General features: G+C 48.3%; 22 protein-coding genes. 16 read left to right on the top strand and 6 right to left on the bottom strand.

The genetic code is table 11. The annotated features are described in order from the left end of the window. Positions 1 to 20: 20 nt before the first annotated feature. The gene (locus B147_RS0122485) at positions 21 to 1241 is read left to right on the top strand and encodes an aspartate kinase (protein ID WP_020589463.1); all 1221 of its coding nucleotides are present in this window, start codon (positions 21 to 23) and stop codon (positions 1239 to 1241) included. Between the two features lie 48 nt (positions 1242 to 1289). Here B147_RS0122485 and pyrF read toward each other — a convergent pair whose 3' ends face one another. Continuing rightward, positions 1290 to 2024: an orotidine-5'-phosphate decarboxylase gene (pyrF, locus tag B147_RS0122490; protein ID WP_020589464.1), complete on the bottom strand. Its 735-nt coding sequence runs from the start codon at positions 2022 to 2024 to the stop codon at positions 1290 to 1292. 286 nt (positions 2025 to 2310) lie between these two features. Here pyrF and B147_RS0122500 point away from each other — a divergent pair, with 286 nt between their 5' ends. Together B147_RS0122500 and ilvN are read left to right on the top strand one after the other, a co-directional pair. After that, positions 2311 to 3363, top strand: coding sequence for a GGDEF domain-containing protein (locus B147_RS0122500; RefSeq protein WP_020589466.1), 1053 nt, complete (start codon positions 2311 to 2313; stop codon positions 3361 to 3363). Further along, complete coding sequence (ilvN, locus tag B147_RS0122505; RefSeq protein WP_020589467.1) at positions 3360 to 3845, top strand: acetolactate synthase small subunit; 486 nt, start codon at positions 3360 to 3362, stop codon at positions 3843 to 3845. The genes B147_RS0122500 and ilvN overlap by 4 nt, the downstream gene beginning before the upstream one ends. On the opposite strand, the gene B147_RS30685 is transcribed toward ilvN, so the two are convergent. Next, positions 3796 to 5211, bottom strand: a complete 1416-nt coding sequence (locus B147_RS30685; RefSeq protein ID WP_020589468.1) for a VCBS repeat-containing protein — start codon at positions 5209 to 5211, stop codon at positions 3796 to 3798. The two genes, ilvN and B147_RS30685, sit on opposite strands and share 50 nt — an antisense overlap. 390 nt (positions 5212 to 5601) lie before the next feature. Between B147_RS30685 and selA the strand changes: the two genes are divergently transcribed. From selA to B147_RS0122535, 4 genes are all read left to right on the top strand, one after another. Beyond that, positions 5602 to 7008, top strand: coding sequence for an L-seryl-tRNA(Sec) selenium transferase (gene selA, locus B147_RS0122520; RefSeq protein WP_020589470.1), 1407 nt, complete (start codon positions 5602 to 5604; stop codon positions 7006 to 7008). A 2-nt stretch (positions 7009 to 7010) separates the two neighbouring features. Further along, on the top strand, positions 7011 to 8240 hold the full coding sequence (locus tag B147_RS0122525; RefSeq protein ID WP_020589471.1) for a tetratricopeptide repeat protein: 1230 nt from the start codon (positions 7011 to 7013) through the stop codon (positions 8238 to 8240). A gap of 149 nt (positions 8241 to 8389) precedes the next feature. Further along, positions 8390 to 8962, top strand: a complete 573-nt coding sequence (locus tag B147_RS0122530; protein ID WP_020589472.1) for a D-sedoheptulose-7-phosphate isomerase — start codon at positions 8390 to 8392, stop codon at positions 8960 to 8962. After that, the gene (locus tag B147_RS0122535) at positions 8952 to 9929 is read left to right on the top strand and encodes a GSU2086 family protein (protein WP_020589473.1); all 978 of its coding nucleotides are present in this window, start codon (positions 8952 to 8954) and stop codon (positions 9927 to 9929) included. Before B147_RS0122530 ends, B147_RS0122535 begins: the two co-directional genes overlap by 11 nt. Here B147_RS0122535 and B147_RS0122540 read toward each other — a convergent pair. After that, positions 9926 to 10372 carry a DMT family transporter gene (locus B147_RS0122540; RefSeq protein ID WP_026259785.1) on the bottom strand — a complete coding sequence of 149 codons (447 nt, stop codon included), beginning with the start codon at positions 10370 to 10372 and terminating at the stop codon, positions 9926 to 9928. The two genes, B147_RS0122535 and B147_RS0122540, sit on opposite strands and share 4 nt — an antisense overlap. Before the next feature lie 189 nt (positions 10373 to 10561). Here B147_RS0122540 and B147_RS0122545 point away from each other — a divergent pair, with 189 nt between their 5' ends. The 8 genes from B147_RS0122545 to B147_RS0122575 all read left to right on the top strand — a co-directional run bounded on the left by B147_RS0122545 (position 10562) and on the right by B147_RS0122575 (position 16238). Then, complete coding sequence (locus B147_RS0122545) at positions 10562 to 11758, top strand: M20 family metallopeptidase (protein ID WP_020589475.1); 1197 nt, start codon at positions 10562 to 10564, stop codon at positions 11756 to 11758. A gap of 128 nt (positions 11759 to 11886) precedes the next feature. Then, positions 11887 to 12150, top strand: coding sequence for an FmdB family zinc ribbon protein (locus tag B147_RS0122550; RefSeq protein WP_020589476.1), 264 nt, complete (start codon positions 11887 to 11889; stop codon positions 12148 to 12150). A 2-nt stretch (positions 12151 to 12152) separates the two neighbouring features. After that, positions 12153 to 13079, top strand: coding sequence for a hydroxymethylbilane synthase (gene hemC / locus B147_RS0122555; RefSeq protein WP_020589477.1), 927 nt, complete (start codon positions 12153 to 12155; stop codon positions 13077 to 13079). Continuing rightward, a complete protein-coding gene (cobA, locus tag B147_RS0122560; RefSeq protein WP_020589478.1) occupies positions 13076 to 14626 on the top strand; it encodes a uroporphyrinogen-III C-methyltransferase in 1551 nt (516 codons plus the stop codon). Before hemC ends, cobA begins: the two co-directional genes overlap by 4 nt. A 6-nt stretch (positions 14627 to 14632) precedes the next feature. Beyond that, positions 14633 to 15616 (top strand): GTP 3',8-cyclase MoaA, encoded by a 984-nt coding sequence (moaA, locus tag B147_RS0122565; protein WP_020589479.1) that lies wholly within the window; start codon positions 14633 to 14635, stop codon positions 15614 to 15616. Positions 15617 to 15734: 118 nt separating this feature from the next. Then, positions 15735 to 15923, top strand: coding sequence for a hypothetical protein (locus B147_RS31955; protein ID WP_157238000.1), 189 nt, complete (start codon positions 15735 to 15737; stop codon positions 15921 to 15923). Next, positions 15919 to 16005, top strand: coding sequence for a hypothetical protein (locus B147_RS33590; RefSeq protein ID WP_425387039.1), 87 nt, complete (start codon positions 15919 to 15921; stop codon positions 16003 to 16005). The genes B147_RS31955 and B147_RS33590 overlap by 5 nt, the downstream gene beginning before the upstream one ends. A gap of 44 nt (positions 16006 to 16049) precedes the next feature. Beyond that, entirely contained in the window at positions 16050 to 16238 is a 189-nt protein-coding gene (locus tag B147_RS0122575; RefSeq protein WP_020589481.1) for a hypothetical protein, read from the top strand. 95 nt (positions 16239 to 16333) lie between these two features. Here B147_RS0122575 and B147_RS0122580 read toward each other — a convergent pair whose 3' ends face one another. Next, positions 16334 to 16570 carry a hypothetical protein gene (locus tag B147_RS0122580; protein ID WP_157238001.1) on the bottom strand — a complete coding sequence of 79 codons (237 nt, stop codon included), beginning with the start codon at positions 16568 to 16570 and terminating at the stop codon, positions 16334 to 16336. 496 nt (positions 16571 to 17066) lie between these two features. Between B147_RS0122580 and B147_RS29300 the strand changes: the two genes are divergently transcribed. Then, positions 17067 to 18485, top strand: a complete 1419-nt coding sequence (locus tag B147_RS29300) for a response regulator (protein WP_169400728.1) — start codon at positions 17067 to 17069, stop codon at positions 18483 to 18485. Between the two features lie 203 nt (positions 18486 to 18688). On the opposite strand, the gene rplQ is transcribed toward B147_RS29300, so the two are convergent. After that, the gene (rplQ, locus tag B147_RS0122590) at positions 18689 to 19045 is read right to left on the bottom strand and encodes a 50S ribosomal protein L17 (protein ID WP_020589484.1); all 357 of its coding nucleotides are present in this window, start codon (positions 19043 to 19045) and stop codon (positions 18689 to 18691) included. A 5-nt stretch (positions 19046 to 19050) separates the two neighbouring features. After that, positions 19051 to 20073 carry a DNA-directed RNA polymerase subunit alpha gene (locus B147_RS0122595; protein WP_020589485.1) on the bottom strand — a complete coding sequence of 341 codons (1023 nt, stop codon included), beginning with the start codon at positions 20071 to 20073 and terminating at the stop codon, positions 19051 to 19053. Positions 20074 to 20082: the final 9 nt, after the last annotated feature.

Raw genomic sequence — 20082 nt, forward strand, 5'->3', positions numbered from 1 at the left:
CTAAAATTTTGGGAGCGACAATGGCGTTACGGGTGCAAAAATTTGGCGGCACATCTGTGGCAGATATCGAAAGAATTTCCAAAGTGGCCGACCGGGTACAAAAGGCCCATGAAAACAAAGACCAGATGGTGGTAGTGCTTTCAGCGATGGCAGGTGTAACAAATAATCTGATCAGTCTTGCCGGACAAGCCTCCGAGAACCCGGACAAACGTGAACTGGACGTCCTTTTGGCAACCGGCGAGCAGACCACGGCGGCATTAATGGCCATGATGCTCAAATCAAGAGGCCTTAAAGCTAAATCGTTCCTGGGTTTCCAGGCCGGCATCCATACCGACCATATGTCAGGCAAGGCCAGAATCCGGGAGATCGACAGCCAGAACCTGCGTCAGGCCCTGGATGAGGGAAATATTGTCGTGGTGGCAGGCTTCCAGGGCGCAGACGAGCAAGGAGATATCACAACCCTGGGCCGGGGGGGGTCCGACACCTCGGCCGTTGCCATTGCCGCATCGCTCAACGCTGATGTCTGTGAAATATTCACGGACGTGGACGGGGTATACACAACCGACCCAAGGATTTGCCCAAAAGCCAAAAAAATCAGCAGAATTTCCTATGATGAAATGCTTGAAATGGCCATTCTGGGGGCAAAGGTCCTCCAGATCAGGTCCGTGGAATTTGCAAAAAAATACAATGTGCCCGTGCATGTCCGGTCATCATTCAATGAGGAGGAAGGAACCATGGTTGTCAATGAAAGTGAAGATATGGAAAGTCCGGTGGTGTCAGGCGTCACCTGTGATCTGAATGAAGCAAGAATTACGTTCAAACGCGTCCCTGACCAGCCCGGCATCTCAGCCAAGGTTTTCGGCGCCCTTGCAGACGCCGGTATCTCCGTGGATATGATCATCCAGAATTCCCGCACCGGCGGTGAAACAGACCTGACTTTTACTGTGACCATGGACGATTTCAACCGGGCAATGGAAATTTCCGAAAAAGTGGCGGATCAAATCAATGCAGGCGAAATAAGAACCGCCACCGAAATTGCTAAAATATCAGTCATCGGGTTAGGAATGAAAAGTCATTCCGGCGTGGCTGCGGTGATGTTCAAAGCCCTGGCTGAGGAAAACATCAACATCCGCATGATTTCGACCTCTGAGATCCGTATCTCATGTGTGATTCTGGCCAAATATGCTGAACTGGCCGTCAGGACCCTGCACGCGGCCTTTGGTCTAGACAAAGAACAATAAAAAAACAAATATTTTCGCTATGTTTTAAGCCGGCCTGTTCGGTGAGCCCTATGTAACAGGGCCGGACAGACCGGCTTCAATTTCTAAGGCCACCTTTTCAGCGGCCATAGCCGGATCGTCAGCATCCCGGATGGGCCGCCCAATGACAATATAGTCAGAACCTGCCTGCACAGCCTTAGCCGGGGTAACAACCCGTTTCTGATCATCCCCGGGCGTCAGGCACCATTGGGGTCGGATCCCCGGCGTAACAGTCAGACATTGTGTGCCCAGTTGTGCTTTCAACATGGCGGTCTCCCGTCCTGAGCACACCACACCGGCACATCCGGCGTCCAAGGCCATGCGGGCCCGCAGCAGCACAAGCTTTTCCGTGGCATTGACATATTCATCCTTAAATCCCTGGGCACGGACCGTATCTGCGTCGTTGTCCGTAAGCAAAGTCACGGCAAGCACCCTGGTCTTTCCGGCATTCTTGACGGCGGACTCAAGCATTTTTTGTGAGGACGCGCCGTGGACCGTTACCAGATCCACCCCGAGATCCGCTACCTGAACCATGGCCCGGCCAACCGTGGCAGAGATATCATGCAGCTTCAAATCCAGAAAGATACCTGCACCGGACATCTTTCTGACCATTTCCACCACAGCCGGCCCCTGGCGAATAAACAGTTCAAGACCGATTTTGAACATGCCCACCCGGCCGTCAAGCTGCCGGATATGTGATTGTGCCGCCTCCATGGAAGGAAAATCCAAAGGAAAAATGATATATTCTTTTGCTGTTTTCTGCATGAGCGCCCTTTGCGGTTTTAAAATTTACACAAATAAAAAATTGTGTGGATCCTACCACAAAAGGCTTTTTTTTGCCTTTAAAAAAACACGGGCAATAAACTTGCATCCCATAAGTTCTTGTCTGTCCGGAAACAAGAATTTTTATTGATTCTTTGGCTGTTTTTATGGTAACAGGACTATCATCCTTATCTTCCAAATGGTCTAATTTATAAGATGCAGATGTAACATAACATTAAAATAAAAGTCTTTAATCCCGGTCCAATTAAATATAACGAAAGGGAGTTCAATGCTAAAAAACTTATATCTTGATTCCCTTGAAGCATCAGGCAAATATCTACGAATAATTCTCAAAGAGATCTCAGAACTTAAACTGCCCTATACCCCAATTGTCTATTCGGTGTGGTATGAGTATGTCTCAGGCCAGAACGCTGAACTGAACAAGGATATCCAAGCCGCCAGAGAAAAAAAAGAACTTATAGACTATCAAAAAGTCCTTGAATGGTTCAGTAACCACGTTTCCGACAGGCAATTACTGAATACTGAAGAACAAACGAGAAAAGCCGGAAGCCTTCTTGACGGAATAACCTCTCGCCTTACCGAGGCCGGAAACCGGATGGGCCTGCAGGGAGATCAACTCAAAGCACATATCGAGAACTTGAACAATGCATCAAACGAACCGGATATTAAAAATATTTGCCGGGATATTGTTTTGGAAACCCAGGGAATCATTGACGGCAATGCCGAACTTAAAAACAATATTCACACCACAATCAGCGAGCTTGATGCGCTCAAATTAGAACTTAAGAACCTGAAAGAAGCGGCAAAAACGGATATGCTCACAGGGCTTCTTAACCGCCGCGGTTTTGAGGATGCCATCAAGCAACCCATGGAGGAGGCCCAGGAGGAGACCGCTCCCTTAACCTTAATCATCGCGGACATAGACCGGTTTAAACGAATAAATGATAACTATGGTCATCTTACCGGCGACAACGTACTCAAACTGATTTCCAAGCTTTTACAGAAACACATCAAAGGTAAGGATATTGCCGGTAGATTCGGTGGTGAAGAATTTATCATGGTTTTGCCCGAAACCAAAATGGACGGCGGCTTTGCCCTGGCCGAACAAATCCGCACCAGCCTTGAAAAAATGAGATGGCAATCCAAAAGCTCCGGCAAGGACATCGGCACAATCACCATCTCCTTAGGCGTAGCCCAATTCATCCCCGGCGAAAACATAGACGCCCTGATTGCACGGGCGGACAAGGCCCTTTATGCGGCTAAAGAGAACGGCCGAAACCGCACCGGCACCCACAATGGCAACGAGGTCATACTTCCTTGAAAAAACACAGGTACACCCTGACCATGCTGGTTGAAAATGAGCCCGGGGTGACGGCCAGAATCACAGGGCTTTTTGCCGGCAGGGGCTATAACATTGAAACCATTTGCGGTGCGCCCACGGCAAATCCCCAAATGTCGAGAATCACCATCACCACACACGCACGCCCGGAAATCTTAGAGCAGTGCATGAAGCAAATCAAACGCCTGGTAAACGTCATCAAGCTTAGGGACATGACAGGGGAAAAAGCCGTAAAAAGGGAAATGGCCCTGATCTGCGTCAAGGCCCTACCTGAAAACCAGGATAAAATTAGATCCCTGATTCAAAAATTTAACGGCACCATGATGGATGAAGGCACCCGGCACTTAATTTTCGAAGTGTGCGGCGACGAAGACACCATTGACATTCTCCTTGAGAAATTGTCGCCCTTCGGCATCAAAAAGCTTGCCCGCTCCGGTGTATTAGCCCTTTACCGTGAAGCCTGATCCGGTTAAAAAGACGGTTTGTGTTGCCCCGTCTGTCCCCCGGTTTTGATTCTATATTGAAAATCCGGCGAATCTGTTTTTCCATTTCACGGATCTGAAGCATCATCTCTTCCAAAAAATTCTTCGTTTCAGTCTGCCATGTCTGTTCCATGGACACGGCCGTTCCATTTTCCAGGACCCCGGAAAGGGCCGGGGCAGTGTTGATAAGCGGCTGGGGCAAATCGGCCTGGCTGTCCGATTCGGAAACCACTTCCACTTCCGGTTCCGTGGATCGTGCGGCAAGATCAATCTGCTGAATCATGCCCACATTGCCGTTTTCAAACAAAAACAGACCCGAGCGCGCCACGTCTCCTGCAAGGGCATTCTCCGCATCAGTCAATTCAAATCCAGTGCCGGCATTGCCAAGGTAAACAGCACCAATGCCGGCATCGGCCAGGGAAACAAGCAGATCATTGCCGGCATCATCCCGGGTCCAGACAGAAAGCTTGGAAAACACATCATCGTTTTCATCAATCCATCCGTTGCCGTCCAGATCATAGGCAGCCAGTTCATCAAAGCCGTTACCCGTACCCGGGCCAAACAGTTCGGAGCCGTTGTTAATCATGCCGTCATTGTTCTTGTCAAAACTTAAAAATCCTGAGCCTGATGCGGCAAAACTGATCTCTTCGGTGGCACCGTCATTGTTCAGGTCAAATTCAAACCGGGTATCGCTCAATGCAGGCACACCACCATCAAGGTTTATGATCAAAGGATCTATCAGGACCACTTGCTCCTGCCAGGTGCTCATCAATGCCTGCTCGCGGGTTTCGGTCATTGTAGTCCTATCCATGGCCAGTTCCAGGGAAAAATCAATAGTCCTGCCGTCCTCGGTCAAAATCTGTCCCTGGGAGGCAAAGCTCATCTGCTCCCGCTCAAAATGACTTGTGGTGCGGTCCAAGGTAATCGTGGTCTTTGCAGAAGGCCTCTGCCCAGGGGAAAGGTTATCGCTTCCGGACGGTTGCCCCGTTCCAAGGTCTGTGAGACTTAAGGATGAAACCTGCTCTTTGACCACAGTAGAGACCAACTTTTCCACCATCTCCTGTTGGGAAAAATTAGCTGCTTCGTTTTCGCCGGCACCCCAGACACTCGACTGTAATGACAAAGAATGACTGTATGCCGTACTGGTTTCCCGTATGGCAGCCCCGGAAATACTCACCCGGTCAACCACCATCAGGGGCAAGCGGTCATGGATTTTGGATGCCGCACGATTGCGTGATGGCAAAATGCCCGCAGTGGCTGTTTTTGATGATGTTTTCTCCTGGAGTGCCGCCTCTTGCTCAAACATATAAGAGGACGACAACGCCACAGCGCTTTGTGATATCTTCATGACCCCTCCTTTGACTCTTGCGAAATTTTCTTAAACAGCCACAGGCCGACCTGACATATCAGTACCGGGGTGCAGCCCACAACAAAGTTAGAAAGAATCCAGTTACTTGCTGGAGACTTTCATATAAAAATAATAAATCAGGTTAAAAAAAGAGATCGGCACCAAAAACTTAAAACTTTACCCAAACCAAAATTTTCGTTATAACGCCCAACCTGTTAGAGATTATGGTTGAATCCCTTCAGGAATTAATGATAATTAAGGCTATTTAAATGAAAATCAGTATCTTTATTTTTTATTTAATGAGCCACTTACAAAACGAATACATTCATGCATCCCCGGCCCGGTGCATCAACGATCTGCCTTAGTATATACGGACATAGGACCCGACCCATGAAACAGTCAATGCCTGATAAGCATTTACAATTAAAATCCCTGCCCGGTGTGGATCATATTCTGGCCCTTGCCGAAACAGATGAGCAATTTACACGGATGCCGCGCAGCCTCATACTTGAATCCGTACGAAGGGCCATTGACAATACCCGCAAACAAATACTTGAAGACAAACCTGCAATCATCACTGATGAAGCGATACTAAAGCAGGCAGCCCGGCTTGCCGGCCAAAAGATGAAAAACCGGCTTAATCCTTTGATCAACGCTACCGGTGTGGTTTTGCATACCAATCTTGGCAGGGCGCTGCTCTGCCGGGATGCCTTGGATAATATCATGGCAGTCTCATCCTCGTATTCCAATCTTGAGCTTGATCTTGCAACGGGCAAGCGCGGCATCCGCTACGCTGCAATTGAAGAGCTGATCTGCGAATTGACAGGTGCCCAAGCCGCTATGGCCGTAAACAACAATGCCGGTGCGGTACTGCTTGCCTTAAATACCCTTGCCCAGGGACGCCAGGTCATTGTGTCCAGGGGAGAGCTTGTGGAGATCGGTGGCTCCTTCAGGATACCGGACGTCATGATAAAAAGCGGGTGCATTTTAAAGGAAGTGGGGACAACCAACCGCACCCACCCCCATGATTACACCCATGCCATTACCGAAGAGACCGGGCTTTTACTCAAGGTTCACACATCCAATTATAAAATTGAGGGATTCACTACATCGGTTTCGCTCAAGGAATTGGTGGGCATTGGAAAGTCCCATGACATTCCGGTGATGGAAGATTTAGGCTCGGGTACGCTGATTGATTTCAGAGCCTTCGGTCTGCCTTCCGAACCCCCGGTGTTTGAACAGGTGGCCTCGGGTGCCGACGTAGTCACCTTCAGTGGGGACAAGCTTTTGGGTGGCCCCCAGGCCGGCATTATTGTCGGCACAAAACATTACATGGACCAAATCAAGGCTAACCCACTGACCCGGGCCCTGCGCATTGACAAGATGACCCTGGCAGGTTTGGAAGCAACACTCAAACTCTACCGAGACACGCTGGTGGCGGTTGAAGAGATCCCTACCCTAAAAATGCTGACATTGTCCTATGAACAACTCTGCAGTGATGCAGACGTTCTGTTCTCTCTGGTCACAGAAGCTGTAGGGAACCAGGCGGAGATTGCCCTGGCAGATATGGCGTCAAGGCCGGGCGGCGGTTCCTATCCCGGACTTACCCTACCCACCCGGTGCCTGACCATCCGGCCCAAGACTATGTCCGTAACAGCCCTGGACAAAAAATTGAGGGCCTTTGATCCGGCCGTGATGGGACGCATTGAAGACGATTGGTTCATCATTGACCCCAGAACGCTTCAACCCGGACAGAACAAGATCCTTGCCAACATATTAAAAAAGCTGATAGATTAATCATGATGCTAAAATTCATTGCAAAAGAGATCCAGTTTTTAAAAATAACCGGAGATGCACCTGACCTTAAGCCCCCGGACGTTTACTATTCAGACCTGCTCACCCAGCCGTCAAAGGAATTTGAAATTTTTGCCCGGCGTATCGCCGACACCTGCGCCGCCCAAAAGGCATTTACCACGGCGGCCATACAGATTGATCCGGCAGCCCCGGAAGATGTTATTGACAAAGCAAATGAGGTTTTCCACAATTGCTTTCATTCGGTGCTCGACGAAGACAGAGGTATCTGGGAATGCCTGGACCCCTTCACGGCCATCTTTGGATTTTGGGATTATCAGACCCCTGAACAGGGTAAAAAGCTGCTTGACCTGCTTAATAAAAAAATCTCCCAGGCCCTGAATGTCGAACTGATCATGGGAACTATTGCCTACCCTTTCCATGATTTCCCGGTTGAAGAGATGGCAGGGTGTGCGCTCAAAGCCCTGGATCATGCAGCATTTTTCAGCCCCGGGCATGCCGTTGAATTTGACGGTCTTACCCTGAATATCAGTGGGGACAGGTTGTTTCAGCTTAAAAATATCGACGCAGCCATTACTGAATACGAAAAAGGCCTCTCCATTGCCCCAACCGATATCAACCTGCTCAACAGCCTGGGCGTGGCCTTTGGGGTAGACGGTTACCTGGACAAGGCCATGGAATTCTTTGAAAAGGCCCGCAATATTAACCCTGAAGAAGTAATGGTCATCCACAACATCGCCCTGATCCACCGGATCAACGGCAATAACGATTCAGCCATAGCCTACCTTAAAAAAGCCCATGGCATCAACCCTGATATTTTTGAAATAGAACTGCTTATGGGGCATCTTTTGTCTAAGGAAAAAAAATTTGACGCGGCCATAACCCACCTGGAATCCGCCATCCGGCTCAAACCCGAATCAGGTACTGCATTCAGGATAAAAGGACAGATTTTCATAGAAAAAAAAGATGCCCCAGGTGCCGCAGCCCAGTTCAACCAAGCCATAAAACTTAATCCCAATGATCCCGAGGCATTGGCCGGCTATGCCCGGGCCATGGCCTTACAGAAAAAAAATCTGGCTATTGCACTGAGCTTTGCAAAAAAAAGTTTGGATCTGGACCCTGAAAACAAACGATACAAACAATTCCTTGAAGAAATTCAAAATATCCAAGCCCAAATTGAGGAAAAAAATCAGGACAGCACCATCAAATCAGCCTGACACAGTCAGGCACCTATACTTTATAAGAAACTCTCTGTAACCCACAGAGATGTTTCACTATTCGTTGTAGGCCGAACCACGGTCAAAGACCAAGAACGGCCCATGGCCGTTATATTCAAGGTCAAGGGATTTTAAATAAAAGGAAACAGATGAAAGAACTGATCCGGCAGACTGTTCAGGATGCCATTGAAACCAAGCAAAAATTTTTTGCAACCCATGAGGAGCTCATTGAAACCTGTGCCCGCAAGATAGCAGATACCCTTGAAGACGGTGGAAAACTGCTGCTTTTCGGCAATGGCGGGTCGGCGGCAGACTGCCAGCACATCGCCGCAGAATTTGTCAACCGGTTTCAGATGGAACGTAAACCATTACCCGCCATTGCCCTGACCTGCGATACCTCGATTATCACCAGTATCGGCAATGATTACTCCTTTGACGAAATTTTTTCAAAACAGATCCAGGCCCTGGGACACCAAAAGGATATGGCCATCGGGATCTCAACTTCTGGCAATTCCGCCAATGTAATCCGGGCTGCAGCCGTGGCAAAGGATCAAGGGATGACCCTGGTGGGATTTTCCGGGGCCGGGGGCAAGCTAAAGAAGATAAGTGATATGGCTTTTTGTGTGGACAGCCCCGTAACGGCCCGTATCCAGGAGGTTCATATCACCCTAGGCCATATTCTTTGCGATCTTGCAGAAAGGATGCTGTTCCATGCCCAATAAAAACATGGCCGATAAGAAAGGGGCTGAACAGAATCACTCAAAACTGGACTACTCAAAACTCACCACCTATTCCATTAAAAACAGGAAAAGCTTGGTATCCCGAGATGATTTTGCCGGGCCCTGGACAAAGGGCGAAGGCATTGGGACCTTTTTTGACCGTCTGCCCGCCATCCTTGCGGGAAAAGATCTCCGGAATGTAGTTGACGCCATTGCAGTTGCCGCCCAAAAAAAACGCCATGTCTGCTTTGGCATGGGCGGACATGTGGTCAAAACCGGCATGGCCCCCATCCTGATTGATCTCATGGAAAAAGGTATAATCACCCATCTGGCCATGAACGGATCCTGCATCATCCATGATTTTGAGGTGGCATTCACCGGCCGCACCAGTGAAGATGTGGCCGAAAGTCTGGGATCGGGCAGCTTCGGCATGGCCCAGGAGACATCGGAACTGCTCAACCAGGCCATTGCCATGGCCCACGAGCAGAATATAGGACTGGGACGCGCCGTGGGCCGGCTTATTGAAGATATGAACCTGCCCTTTAAGGATTCAAGCCTGATCGCTGCAGGTGCACGCCTGGATTTGCCCGTAACTGTCCATGTGGCCATTGGTACGGACATCATCCATATGCACCCGGGCTTTGACGGCGCTGCCTGCGGTGCCGCAACCCTTCATGATTTCAAGACCCTTGCATCAACCCTGGCAGACCTTGAACACGGCGTATTCATCAATGCAGGCTCAGCTGTCATTCTCCCCGAAGTATTTTTAAAAGCCTTAACTCTGGTTAGAAACCTGGGCCATAAGGTGGATGATTTCACCACGGTAAATCTGGATTTTATCCGGCATTACCGCCCCATGACCAATGTGGTCAACCGCCCCACCCAGGGCCGGGGCAAAGGGTATGCCATTGTCGGACATCACGAAATATTGATTCCCCTGATTGCTGCAGGCGTGATTGAAGCCCTCTAAAACCACCGTATCAACATGGCCCCCCCGGCGATCAATACAATGCCGGCAAGGCGGGGCCAGTTAACCGGCTGAACCGGCATGCCGAACAAGCCAAAATGGTCCATGATCACAGCCATGACCAGTTGCCCCGCCACCACCAAACCAAAGGTCAGGGCCGTTCCCAGCCTTGGTGCAAGCACGATGGTCGCGGTCACATAAAAGGCACCTATAAGCCCGGCAAGCCAAAGACTCCAATGAACGCCGGAAACGGTGCGGATGGCGGCAAAATCCATTCTTCCGATCAACGCATAAGCTAAAAGACCTGCCGTACCCACGGCAAATGAAATAAGGGCCGCATAAAAGGGATCGTTCAACGCTTTCCCGATCTTTGCATTCATTCCGGCCTGCACCGGTCCCAGCATGCCCGCAGCAAAGGCAAGCACCAGCAGCAATATATATTTCATTAAAATAAATTCCTCGATTTTTAAAAATGGCAGTATAGCGTTTTGTTTTCCGGGATACCACAGCATTTTAAATACAAAGACGATTCCTGCTTGACATTTTACCCAAAGCCTGAAAAATTTTGATTTATCAAGCTGAAAGATAAAATTATATGTTAAATATGAATTAGCACCCATCAGAATTGCCGTTAAATGACCACTCTGGAAGAACAGACCCGATCCATATTGAAAGCCCACGAACAAGATTTATTGTCTGTGATAAGTAAAATTCATGCCACACCGGAACTTTCCGGTAAAGAGATTCAGGCATGTGCCTGGCAGGCAGAGCTACTCAGCGCCTGGGGGTTTTCTGTAGAAACAGGCTATAAGGGTCTTGCCACGGCCTTTAATGCGACAGCAGGCCAAAATAAACCCCACATATGTTTCATGGCTGAATATGATGCCCTGCCCGGCATCGGTCACGGGTGCGGCCATAACCTGATTGTCGGCGTGGCACTGGGGGCGGGGGTGGTGCTGAAAAATCTTTTGGCCCACCACCATTTACCCGGAAGGGTTACGGTAATGGGTACGCCTGCCGAAGAGCAACGGGGTGCCAAGATTGATTTGATCAAAGCCGGTGCCCTGAAAGATGTAGATCTGGTCCTTATGGCCCACCCGTCAGATAACGCCACAGCACCTTATGCCGGAGAGTCCGGTATCAGACAGTTCATGGTCTCCTTTACGGGGAAAACCGCACATGCAGCGGATTGTCCGGAAAAAGGCGTCAACGCCCTGGATGCCCTGCGGCTTCTGTTCAACGGAGTGGATGCCTGGCGCCAGCAACTCACTGAAACCAGCAGGGTTCATGGCGTGATTCGGGACGGAGGACAGGCCCCCAATATTATCCCGGATTTTGCCCGGGCCGAATTCTATTTACGCGATTTTGATCTTAACTTTCTTGATCAAATGCAAATCCGGTTTGAGAATATTGCCAAAGGCGCTGCACTAATGACCGACACTGCGCTGAAATTTTCGGAAATACCCAACCCTTACAAACCGGGTATCCCCAATGATCCGCTCAACCAGCTCTTTTTCTCCCTTGCCCGGGATGCCGGTATGCAACCCAAATGGCCAGAACCGTCCAGGGGCTCCTCTGACTTCGGAGATGTGACGTATGAAGTACCGGCCATGCACGCCTATTTTAACATCACCCAAAACAATCCCGACATCATCATTCACTCCAAAGAATTTGCCCAGGCAGCAGCTACAGACTTTGCATTTTCCCAGATGAAAAAAACCGCCCGGATTCTTACCCAAATAGCCTGGCAGTTCCTGACTGAACCGGATTTCAGAAATAAAGTTCAATCGGCATTCCCCTTTGACAGACAAACCATAGATCCCCACACCTGACTGTTACGAACCACCATAAACGGGTCAACCGCAATGCAAATTATTGAATCATGGCCTTGAAAAACAAGCCTTATGTCTTTATATTGGTATGTTATTTTTAATTTTAAACTAACAAAAGGGGCGGAAGAATGCCGATTTATGAATATACCTGCAAGGCCTGCGGAAAAAATTTTGAAACCCTGGTAATGGGCAGTGATATCCCCACATGCCCGGCATGCAGCAGCGAAGACCTGGCACGAATGATGTCAAAATGCGGATTTGTATCCAAATCCACAGGCCCCGGCGGCCAGATTCAGACAACCAAATCAGCCGGCAGTTCTGCCTGTTCCGGCTGCACCTCAACAAATTGCAGTTCCTGCAGCAGTAACAGCAGCAGCCGAACGATCGGGTAAACATGAAAACAAATATCTGCATTGGCACCCGGGGAAGCATGCTGGCCCTGTGGCAGGCCAACCATGTAAAAGACACTATTGAAAAATCCTTTCCGGATATTCGGGTTGATATAAACATTATCAAAACCACGGGGGACCGGGTAACGGACCGGCCCCTTGCCATGGTGGGAGGCAAAGGCCTTTTTGTCAAAGAGATTGAATCGGCACTTTTAGACGGCACTGTTGATTTGGCTGTGCATTCCATGAAAGATATGCCCGGCGAACTTCCCGAAGGACTGGTGATCGGGGCCATACCGGAGCGGGCAAACCCCTTTGATGTGCTCATATCCGGCCAAGGGGAGCTTTTCAAAGATTATCCCCAGGGTGCGGTCATCGGCACATCCAGCCTTCGCCGGGGCTCCCAGCTTAAATACCTTCGCCCGGATCTTGAAATCAAATCCATCCGCGGCAATCTGGATACCCGGCTTAAAAAGCTTAAATCCGGTGAATATGCGGCAATTGTACTGGCAGCTGCCGGTCTTGAACGTTTGGGACAGGGCAGTGAGATCACCGAGTACCTTAGTGAAACCGATATGGTTCCGGCTGTGGGCCAAGGCGCGCTTTGCATTGAAACCCGGGAAAATGATCCGGACATGGCAGACATTTTATCCGTCCTGGACCATGACCCCACCCGGGTCTGTGTAACCGGTGAACGGGCATTCCTCAAAGAAATCGAAGGCAGCTGCCATATTCCAGTGGCTTGTTTTGGTAAAATCCGGGACAGCAGGGTGATTTTGACGGCAGTGGTGGCATCGGAGGACGGCCGGTCTTTAATCAAAGAAACCATTGAATCATCCCCTGAACAGGTAACTGAAAAGGGTCGGGAACTGGCAAAACTTGTTCTTGATAAAGGCGGAAAACGCATATTGGAGGCGATTAATATCCCATGACACAAACCAGGGGCAAGGTTTATCTGATTGGTGCAGGACCGGGAGACCCAGGGCTTATCACCGTAAAGGCAAAGGAGTGCATTCAAGCTGCGGATGTGGTGGTTTATGATTACCTGGCATCCCCCTTTTTACTCGATTATGCAAAAAAAGACGCTGAAATTATCTATGTGGGCAAAAAAGGTGGGGACCACACCCTGACCCAGGACAAAATCAACCTGCTGCTGGTGGACAAGGCCAAGGCAGGCAAAAATGTGGCCCGTCTCAAAGGCGGCGATCCCTTTGTTTTCGGCCGGGGCGGGGAAGAGGCCCAGGAGTTGTTGTCCTACGGCATCAGCTATGAGGTGATTCCCGGTGTCACATCAGCCGTGGCTGCCCCAGCCTATGCCGGGATCCCGGTGACCCACAGGGATCATACCTCTTTTGTCTCCTTTATAACCGGTCACGAACGGCCCGATAAAACAGAGTCCCGGATGCAGTGGGACATATTTGCAAAGTCCGACGCCACCCTTGTCTTTTTTATGGGGGTCAAAAATCTACCTAATATCGTCACCAAACTGATGGAGCACGGCAAACCGTCGGACACACCTGTGGCCCTGGTGCGCTGGGGCACCACCACCCGCCAGCAGACCGTAACCGGCACCCTTGCCACCATTGTTGATGTGGTTGAAAAAGCAGGGCTGAAATCCCCGGCCATCATTGTGGTGGGGCATGTGGTCTCTTTGCGGGAGGAGCTGGCCTGGTTTGACAAAAAACCTTTGTTCGGGAAAAAAATTGTGATTACCCGGGCCCGGGCCCAGGCATCCGGCCTTGTGGCCGAGCTTAACCGCCTTGGTGCCCAGTGCATAGAGATCCCGACCATTAAAATCGTGCCGCCTGAAGATAAAAAGCCGTTGAAAGAGGCCATTGATAACCTGGACCGGTATGACTGGCTGGTGCTCACCTCGGTGAACGGCGTAAAATTTTTCTTTGACACCCTTTTTGAACAGGGAAAGGATGCCCGCGCCTTGGGACATCTTAAATGTGCCTGCATCGGCCCTGTGACCAAAGAACGCCTGGCAGACTATGGGATTATTTCCGATATTCTGCCCGAAACATATCAGGCGGAATCTGTTGTGGATGCGTTTTCAGGCCTTGATATGACCGGCAAAAAGGTATTGCTGCCCCGGGCGAAAAAAGCACGTACCATCCTGCCTGAACAGCTGACCCACATGGGCGCCGTGGTGGATGAAGTCCCCGCATATGAAACCCAACTGGCAGATGAGGGAAAAGATCTTCTTATTGATATGCTCAAGGCTGGGGATGTCGATGCAGTGACCTTTACTTCATCTTCCACGGTAACTAATTTTTTGACCCTGCTTGAGGGACAAAACGCCCCTGCTTTGCTTGATGGAGTTCTCCTTGCCAGCATCGGTCCCATCACCTCGGATACCATCCGGGCCCAAGGGCTTAAACCGGATATTGAGGCGGACTCTTTTACAATTGACGGTCTTATTAAAGCCTTGCTCGAACATTATGAAAACGCCTTGTCCGGTGTTTTAGAAAGTTAAAGTACAATGATTGCAGGAACCAGAAACATTAATTATTTGAGAATCTCAGTCACGGACCGGTGTAATTTCAGGTGCAGATATTGTATTCCTGCAGCACCGTTCAAGGTCATTGAACATGAACGTATTGCCCGGTATGAAGAGATATTAAGAATTGTCCGCATCGGATGTGACATGGGCATTACCAAAGTCAGGATCACCGGCGGAGAGCCCTTTGTCAGAAAGGGTATTTTCTCTTTTCTCCACCGGTTATGCCGCCTTCCCCAATTAAAAGACATCTCCATTACCACCAACGGTTCCCGCCTGAACCGGGATAAAATAAAAGAATTGATGGATATGGGTATCCAAAGGCTCAACTTCAGCCTGGATACCCTGGTGCCGGAAAAATTTGTCCGGATTACCCAGCGGGACCGGTTCCAAAGGGTTTGGGACAGTATAATGGCAGCCCACGATCTGGGCATGTCACCCATAAAAATCAATACCGTGGCATTGAAAGGATTCAATGATGATGAAATCCATGCCATTGCCGGCCTGACCCGGGAATACCCCTTCCATGTCCGATTCATTGAATACATGCCCATGGGAAACACCAATGTGGGTGCAGAGCAACAGATTCTCACCCAGGATATTAAAAATCTTATTACCGATGCCCATGGGCCGCTCACGGTCGTCCCTAAAAGGGTAAATGACGGACCGGCAAAGCTGTACAAACTGGCCGGGGCATCAGGAATTTTAGGATTCATTACACCGGTAAGCTCTCATTTTTGCAACGAATGCAATAGGTTGCGTCTTACTTCTCGGGGAACCCTTCGCCCCTGCCTGCTCAGCAACAATGAAACCGATATTCTCACACCACTGCGCAACGGCGCCGACGATGAGGCGTTGAAGCAAATTATGGTATCAGCTTTGAAAGACAAGCCCTTATACCATAACTTAGAAAAGAGAACTGCCCGGGATCTGCCTTTGAATCATATGACATCCATCGGCGGATGATGCGCTGACGGTCCGTTAAACTTTTTTATTTTTTCGTGAGTTTTTTTTAATTTTCGGTGTCTATACTGTTACACGGGCGCACCTTTGGCCTGGAACAAACCAACCTAAAGAGGACACCATGAAACAACACATAGCTTTTGCAGCAGCAGCCGTATTCACCACAAGTCTATTTACCGGATTCGTCCAGGCAGGACCAGGAAGACATGGCTCCGGTCGGGGCCATCACCATCGCCACCCCCAGCACAACAATGACAATGTTCTTAAAGGCGTAGTCTTACCAGGAGATTGCGCAGATACTGGGGATTAAAAAAGGAACCGTCAGTTCACGGGTATTCAGGGCAAGGCAGATGATCATCCGGTTTGTGGAAAAGACAACCAGGCCGATATAACGACGACAAAATTCAAATTCCATAGGGCACAGGCTGTTTTCGGCATGTTAAATCTTGCTGTGGTGGTTGTAATTATGTTTCTGGCCACCCGGTACATGGGACAACCGTCCAGCGGGGTATCAGTACCCGGCCCTTCAGCAGTGGTAAATTCTATTGATGCATACGGATCCTCAGTTATGATCCTGGAAACGGCAGAAACCCACCATACGATTATCTGGTTTTCTGAAACCTGAGAAAAAGGAAAGAGATGGTTACAACGCCCTCATTATCAACTTGGTTCAAAGATACGTTTGCCGGTTTTTTTCTAATAACGATGCTTTATGGCCTATCATTGGCAGGCCCGGTTTATCAGACCCGGGTGAGGGTCGTCAGTGCGGATAACGGACCAACTCGGACGGATCCCGGCATCCAGGATATAATCAATAATCAAAGAGATTGGCCCTGTTTTCAAGTATACTCGTTTCAGACTGCTCAGTGATAAAACCATAAAATTATCCCAGGGCCAAAAAAAAGTAATAGCCAGGCGCCTGTCCATCACCCCCCTGGGCATGCAGAATACTCGCATTCAATATCACCTGCGGGTGGATACTGCGAAATCGCCTGTATTCGAAACAAATGTAGGGATTAATAACAATACCAGCGTCACCATTGGCGGACCGAGAGTCAAAAACGGTGTGATGTTAATAAACAACAGGGGCACATCCGTTAGCCTCGTTGCGCATCTCTTCTAAAAAAATAATATATCACCGCTACCTATTAATCCCCTGATTTGGAAAAGGTCTCTTTTCCATTTTTTATGGCTTTTTTCCTAAGTTTATATTAGACTTTTCCAAAATTCGATGATGCAGTCTAAGGGGTTTTCACGGCCATTGATCATATTATCCAAAATTCGGAATCTTAAGCTCAGGAACAAATTGCTGCTCTATTTACTTATCATTTTTGTCCCATTAATTATTATATCCGAAACAATAATCTTTATTCTAAGCCGGAAACTGGACGAAATCGCCCTCCCCTTCAGCACATTATACACATTAATCACTCTGGATATTTTAATTTTTCTTATGACTTTTGTGAGCTTAGCCTATCTATTGTCACGATCCGTCACCAAACCACTTTATAAATTTACCCAGACTTTGGACAACAATGAAGACGGCGACTGCAGTGTTCGCTTAAACCATAACGTTGAAGATGAGCTTGGCAGCTTTGCTCGACATTTCAATGCATTCATGACCCGCATCGAAAAATATCAAGAGCAATTAACTGATAAAAATAAAAAGTTAATTAAAGCCCAGGATGCCGTTCAAGCATCAGAAAAAGAACGTCGCAAACTTCTGACCCAATTACAAAAAACACAGAAAATGGAAGCCATCGGCACATTGGCCGGAGGGATTGCCCATGATTTTAATAATATTTTGTCCAGCATTTTCGGTTATGCCCAACTGGCCCAGATGAGCGGAGGCAACCAAGAAAAACTAAACATTCACATGAACCAAATCCTTAAAGGAGCCCAACGCGCAGCGGATCTTGTTGAACAAATTCTGACCTTCAGCCGCCAGACGGAAAACGAAAAAAGGCCCTTAAAGCTGCATCTTGTGGTTAAAGAAGCACTTAAGCTTCTCCGGGCGTCCATTCCCTCCACCATTGAAATGATCACCCGGGTAGATACCATTGACATGGTTAATGCAGACCCCACTCAAATGCATCAAATGATCATAAACCTGTGCACAAATGCCTATCATGCAATGATGACATCCGGTGGGACTTTAACGGTAAGCTTGACCACAGTCGATCAAATTGAGCCTGGACACCAGAGCAAAGACTATTTCCGATCCGGACCTTTTTTAAAACTGGTGGTTCAAGATACAGGGTACGGTATGAGTCGGGAAACTATTGAAAAGGCTTTCGATGCCCATTTTACAACGAAATCAGTCGGTCGGAGTACAGGGTTAGGGCTCACCCTGGTCAAAGCAATTATCGAAGACCATAAAGGCCTTTCTTACATTGAAAGCATTGCAGAACAGGGAACCTCATTTTTCGTTTATCTGCCGATCGTAACGAAAAGCGATCCATTGGCAGAAAGCCCAACCGGCTTAGATGCATCCCTAAAACCATGCAAAGAAACCATCATGATCGTAGATGATGAGCCTGATCTCCTGGCTTTAATTGAAGAACTGCTTAACAAATTCGGTTATTCGGTCCACCCGTTTAATGACGGTGAAAGCGCGCTGAACGCCTACCGGAAAGGCAGCATCAACTTTGATATGATAATTACCGATATGACCATGCCACGGATGACCGGTATTGCCCTGGCTGAAGCCATATTGTTTGAAAATAAGAATATGCCCATAATTTTATGCTCCGGCTATAATGAAACCCTAACCCGGTCCGAGGTCAAAGCAATAGGTATTCAGGCCTTTCTTCCAAAGCCTTTGGATACATCCCAGTTGCTTAACACTATGAGAGTGCTGCTTGATAAATAAAAAACCGTTGACAAAAAAACGGGGATGGTTTTACACCATACCCGTTTGTTCTTCTTATAGTGCCCGAAAAAATTTTGTGTTTGAATAAAATTTGCCTGGGTGCGAGGCAGAAACAAAGCTGAAACCGGAGCGTACTATCAAGTACGTGAAAATTTCAGCTTTGTGTACAGCACCGCAGGGGTGACTTTTCGTCCAAGCAACAATTAATCGGTGATTAACTCAATTTGAACCATCGGAGCAACATCCCCTTTCCTTGGTCCTAGCTTGGTAATTCTCGTATATCCACCCTGCCTTGAGTTAAACTTCTCTGCTACCTCTTCAAAAAGGGCATGCACAACATCTTTTTCACGGATTACCGACAACGCCTGACGTCTGGCATGAAGATCTCCACGTTTGGCCAGGGTAATCATTTTATCGGCAATTTTGCGAAGACCTTTGGCTTTGGCCTCAGTGGTTTTGATGCTGCTGTGTTTGAACAGAGAAGTTACCATGTTCCTAAACATCGCCTTTCTATGGGCAGAGGTTCTGTTCAGTTTTAATACGGATTTTCTATGCTTCATGGTATTTATTCTCCTTCCTGAGTATTCACATCTTCCGGCGGTTCGATCCCTTCAAGGTCCATCCCCAAAGATAATTCCATTGAATTGAGCACTTCTTTGATTTCATTGAGTGATTTTCGGCCGAAATTCTTTGTCTTGAGCATTTCGCTGTCGGTTTTCTGGACCAACTGGTAAATGGTATGGATTCTCGCATTTTTCAGACAGTTTGAACTGCGAACAGAGAGCTCAAGCTCATCCACGGAACGGTAAATATTCTCATTGAATCCCTTTTCACCTTCATCGGTTTTATATTCCGATTCATCCGGTTCAAGTTCTTCATCAAAATTGATAAATGGATTCATCTGTTCTTTGAGTATTTTTGCGCCGTAGGCAACCGCATCATCAGGCGTAACACTACCGTCTGTCCAAACTTCAAAGGTCAGTTTGTCATAGTCGGTTTTCTGACCGATACGCGATGTGCCCACCACATATTTTACTCGTTTGATGGGGGAAAACGCCGAATCAATGGGGATGGTACCGATAGGGGCATCGTCGTCCTTATTTGCAGATGACAGCGCATACCCCTTACCTGTTTTCACAACCATGACAATATTGAGTTTTCCATTTTTATTTACCGTGGCAATATGCTGCTCCGGGTTTAGAATTTTAACCCGACCGTCCGGACTGACAATGTCCGCACCTGTAACCTCCGCCTCGCCGGTTATATTAAGGGTCAATATTTTTTCTTCTGGATCGTCCACTTTGAGCTTTAATTCTTTCAGATTAAGGATGATCTCGGAAACATCCTCTCTAATATCTGAGATAACGCTGTATTCGTGAAGTGCATCATCGAATTTCACGGAGACTATGGCGGCGCCATAAATGGATGATAAAATAATTCGCCGAAGCGAGTTACCAATGGTGATGCCGTATCCCCTTTCAAGGGGTTCACACACAAACTTACCATAGGTGGAAGTTGTGGTAACATCAAGCTTTTCCGGCTTGATCATCTCTCGCCAGTTAACATATGCAAGATTTTCAGATGACATTTAAATCTC

Origin of the sequence: Desulfobacter curvatus DSM 3379, from assembly GCF_000373985.1 — a bacterium.
Lineage (GTDB): Bacteria > Desulfobacterota > Desulfobacteria > Desulfobacterales > Desulfobacteraceae > Desulfobacter > Desulfobacter curvatus.

Bases quoted from the DNA above. Each gene is read 5' to 3' on its own strand.
- B147_RS0122485 (WP_020589463.1), top strand. From the start codon at position 21: ATGGCGTTACGGGTGCAAAAATTTGGCGGCACATCTGTGGCAGATATC.
- pyrF (WP_020589464.1), bottom strand. From the start codon at position 2,024: ATGCAGAAAACAGCAAAAGAATATATCATTTTTCCTTTGGATTTTCCT.
- B147_RS0122500 (WP_020589466.1), top strand. From the start codon at position 2,311: ATGCTAAAAAACTTATATCTTGATTCCCTTGAAGCATCAGGCAAATAT.
- B147_RS30685 (WP_020589468.1), bottom strand. From the start codon at position 5,211: ATGAAGATATCACAAAGCGCTGTGGCGTTGTCGTCCTCTTATATGTTT.
- selA (WP_020589470.1), top strand. From the start codon at position 5,602: ATGAAACAGTCAATGCCTGATAAGCATTTACAATTAAAATCCCTGCCC.
- B147_RS0122525 (WP_020589471.1), top strand. From the start codon at position 7,011: ATGATGCTAAAATTCATTGCAAAAGAGATCCAGTTTTTAAAAATAACC.
- B147_RS0122530 (WP_020589472.1), top strand. From the start codon at position 8,390: ATGAAAGAACTGATCCGGCAGACTGTTCAGGATGCCATTGAAACCAAG.
- B147_RS0122535 (WP_020589473.1), top strand. From the start codon at position 8,952: ATGCCCAATAAAAACATGGCCGATAAGAAAGGGGCTGAACAGAATCAC.
- B147_RS0122540 (WP_026259785.1), bottom strand. From the start codon at position 10,372: ATGAAATATATATTGCTGCTGGTGCTTGCCTTTGCTGCGGGCATGCTG.
- B147_RS0122545 (WP_020589475.1), top strand. From the start codon at position 10,562: ATGACCACTCTGGAAGAACAGACCCGATCCATATTGAAAGCCCACGAA.
- B147_RS0122550 (WP_020589476.1), top strand. From the start codon at position 11,887: ATGCCGATTTATGAATATACCTGCAAGGCCTGCGGAAAAAATTTTGAA.
- hemC (WP_020589477.1), top strand. From the start codon at position 12,153: ATGAAAACAAATATCTGCATTGGCACCCGGGGAAGCATGCTGGCCCTG.
- cobA (WP_020589478.1), top strand. From the start codon at position 13,076: ATGACACAAACCAGGGGCAAGGTTTATCTGATTGGTGCAGGACCGGGA.
- moaA (WP_020589479.1), top strand. From the start codon at position 14,633: ATGATTGCAGGAACCAGAAACATTAATTATTTGAGAATCTCAGTCACG.
- B147_RS31955 (WP_157238000.1), top strand. From the start codon at position 15,735: ATGAAACAACACATAGCTTTTGCAGCAGCAGCCGTATTCACCACAAGT.
- B147_RS0122575 (WP_020589481.1), top strand. From the start codon at position 16,050: ATGTTAAATCTTGCTGTGGTGGTTGTAATTATGTTTCTGGCCACCCGG.
- B147_RS0122580 (WP_157238001.1), bottom strand. From the start codon at position 16,570: ATGCGAGTATTCTGCATGCCCAGGGGGGTGATGGACAGGCGCCTGGCT.
- B147_RS29300 (WP_169400728.1), top strand. From the start codon at position 17,067: ATGACTTTTGTGAGCTTAGCCTATCTATTGTCACGATCCGTCACCAAA.
- rplQ (WP_020589484.1), bottom strand. From the start codon at position 19,045: ATGAAGCATAGAAAATCCGTATTAAAACTGAACAGAACCTCTGCCCAT.
- B147_RS0122595 (WP_020589485.1), bottom strand. From the start codon at position 20,073: ATGTCATCTGAAAATCTTGCATATGTTAACTGGCGAGAGATGATCAAG.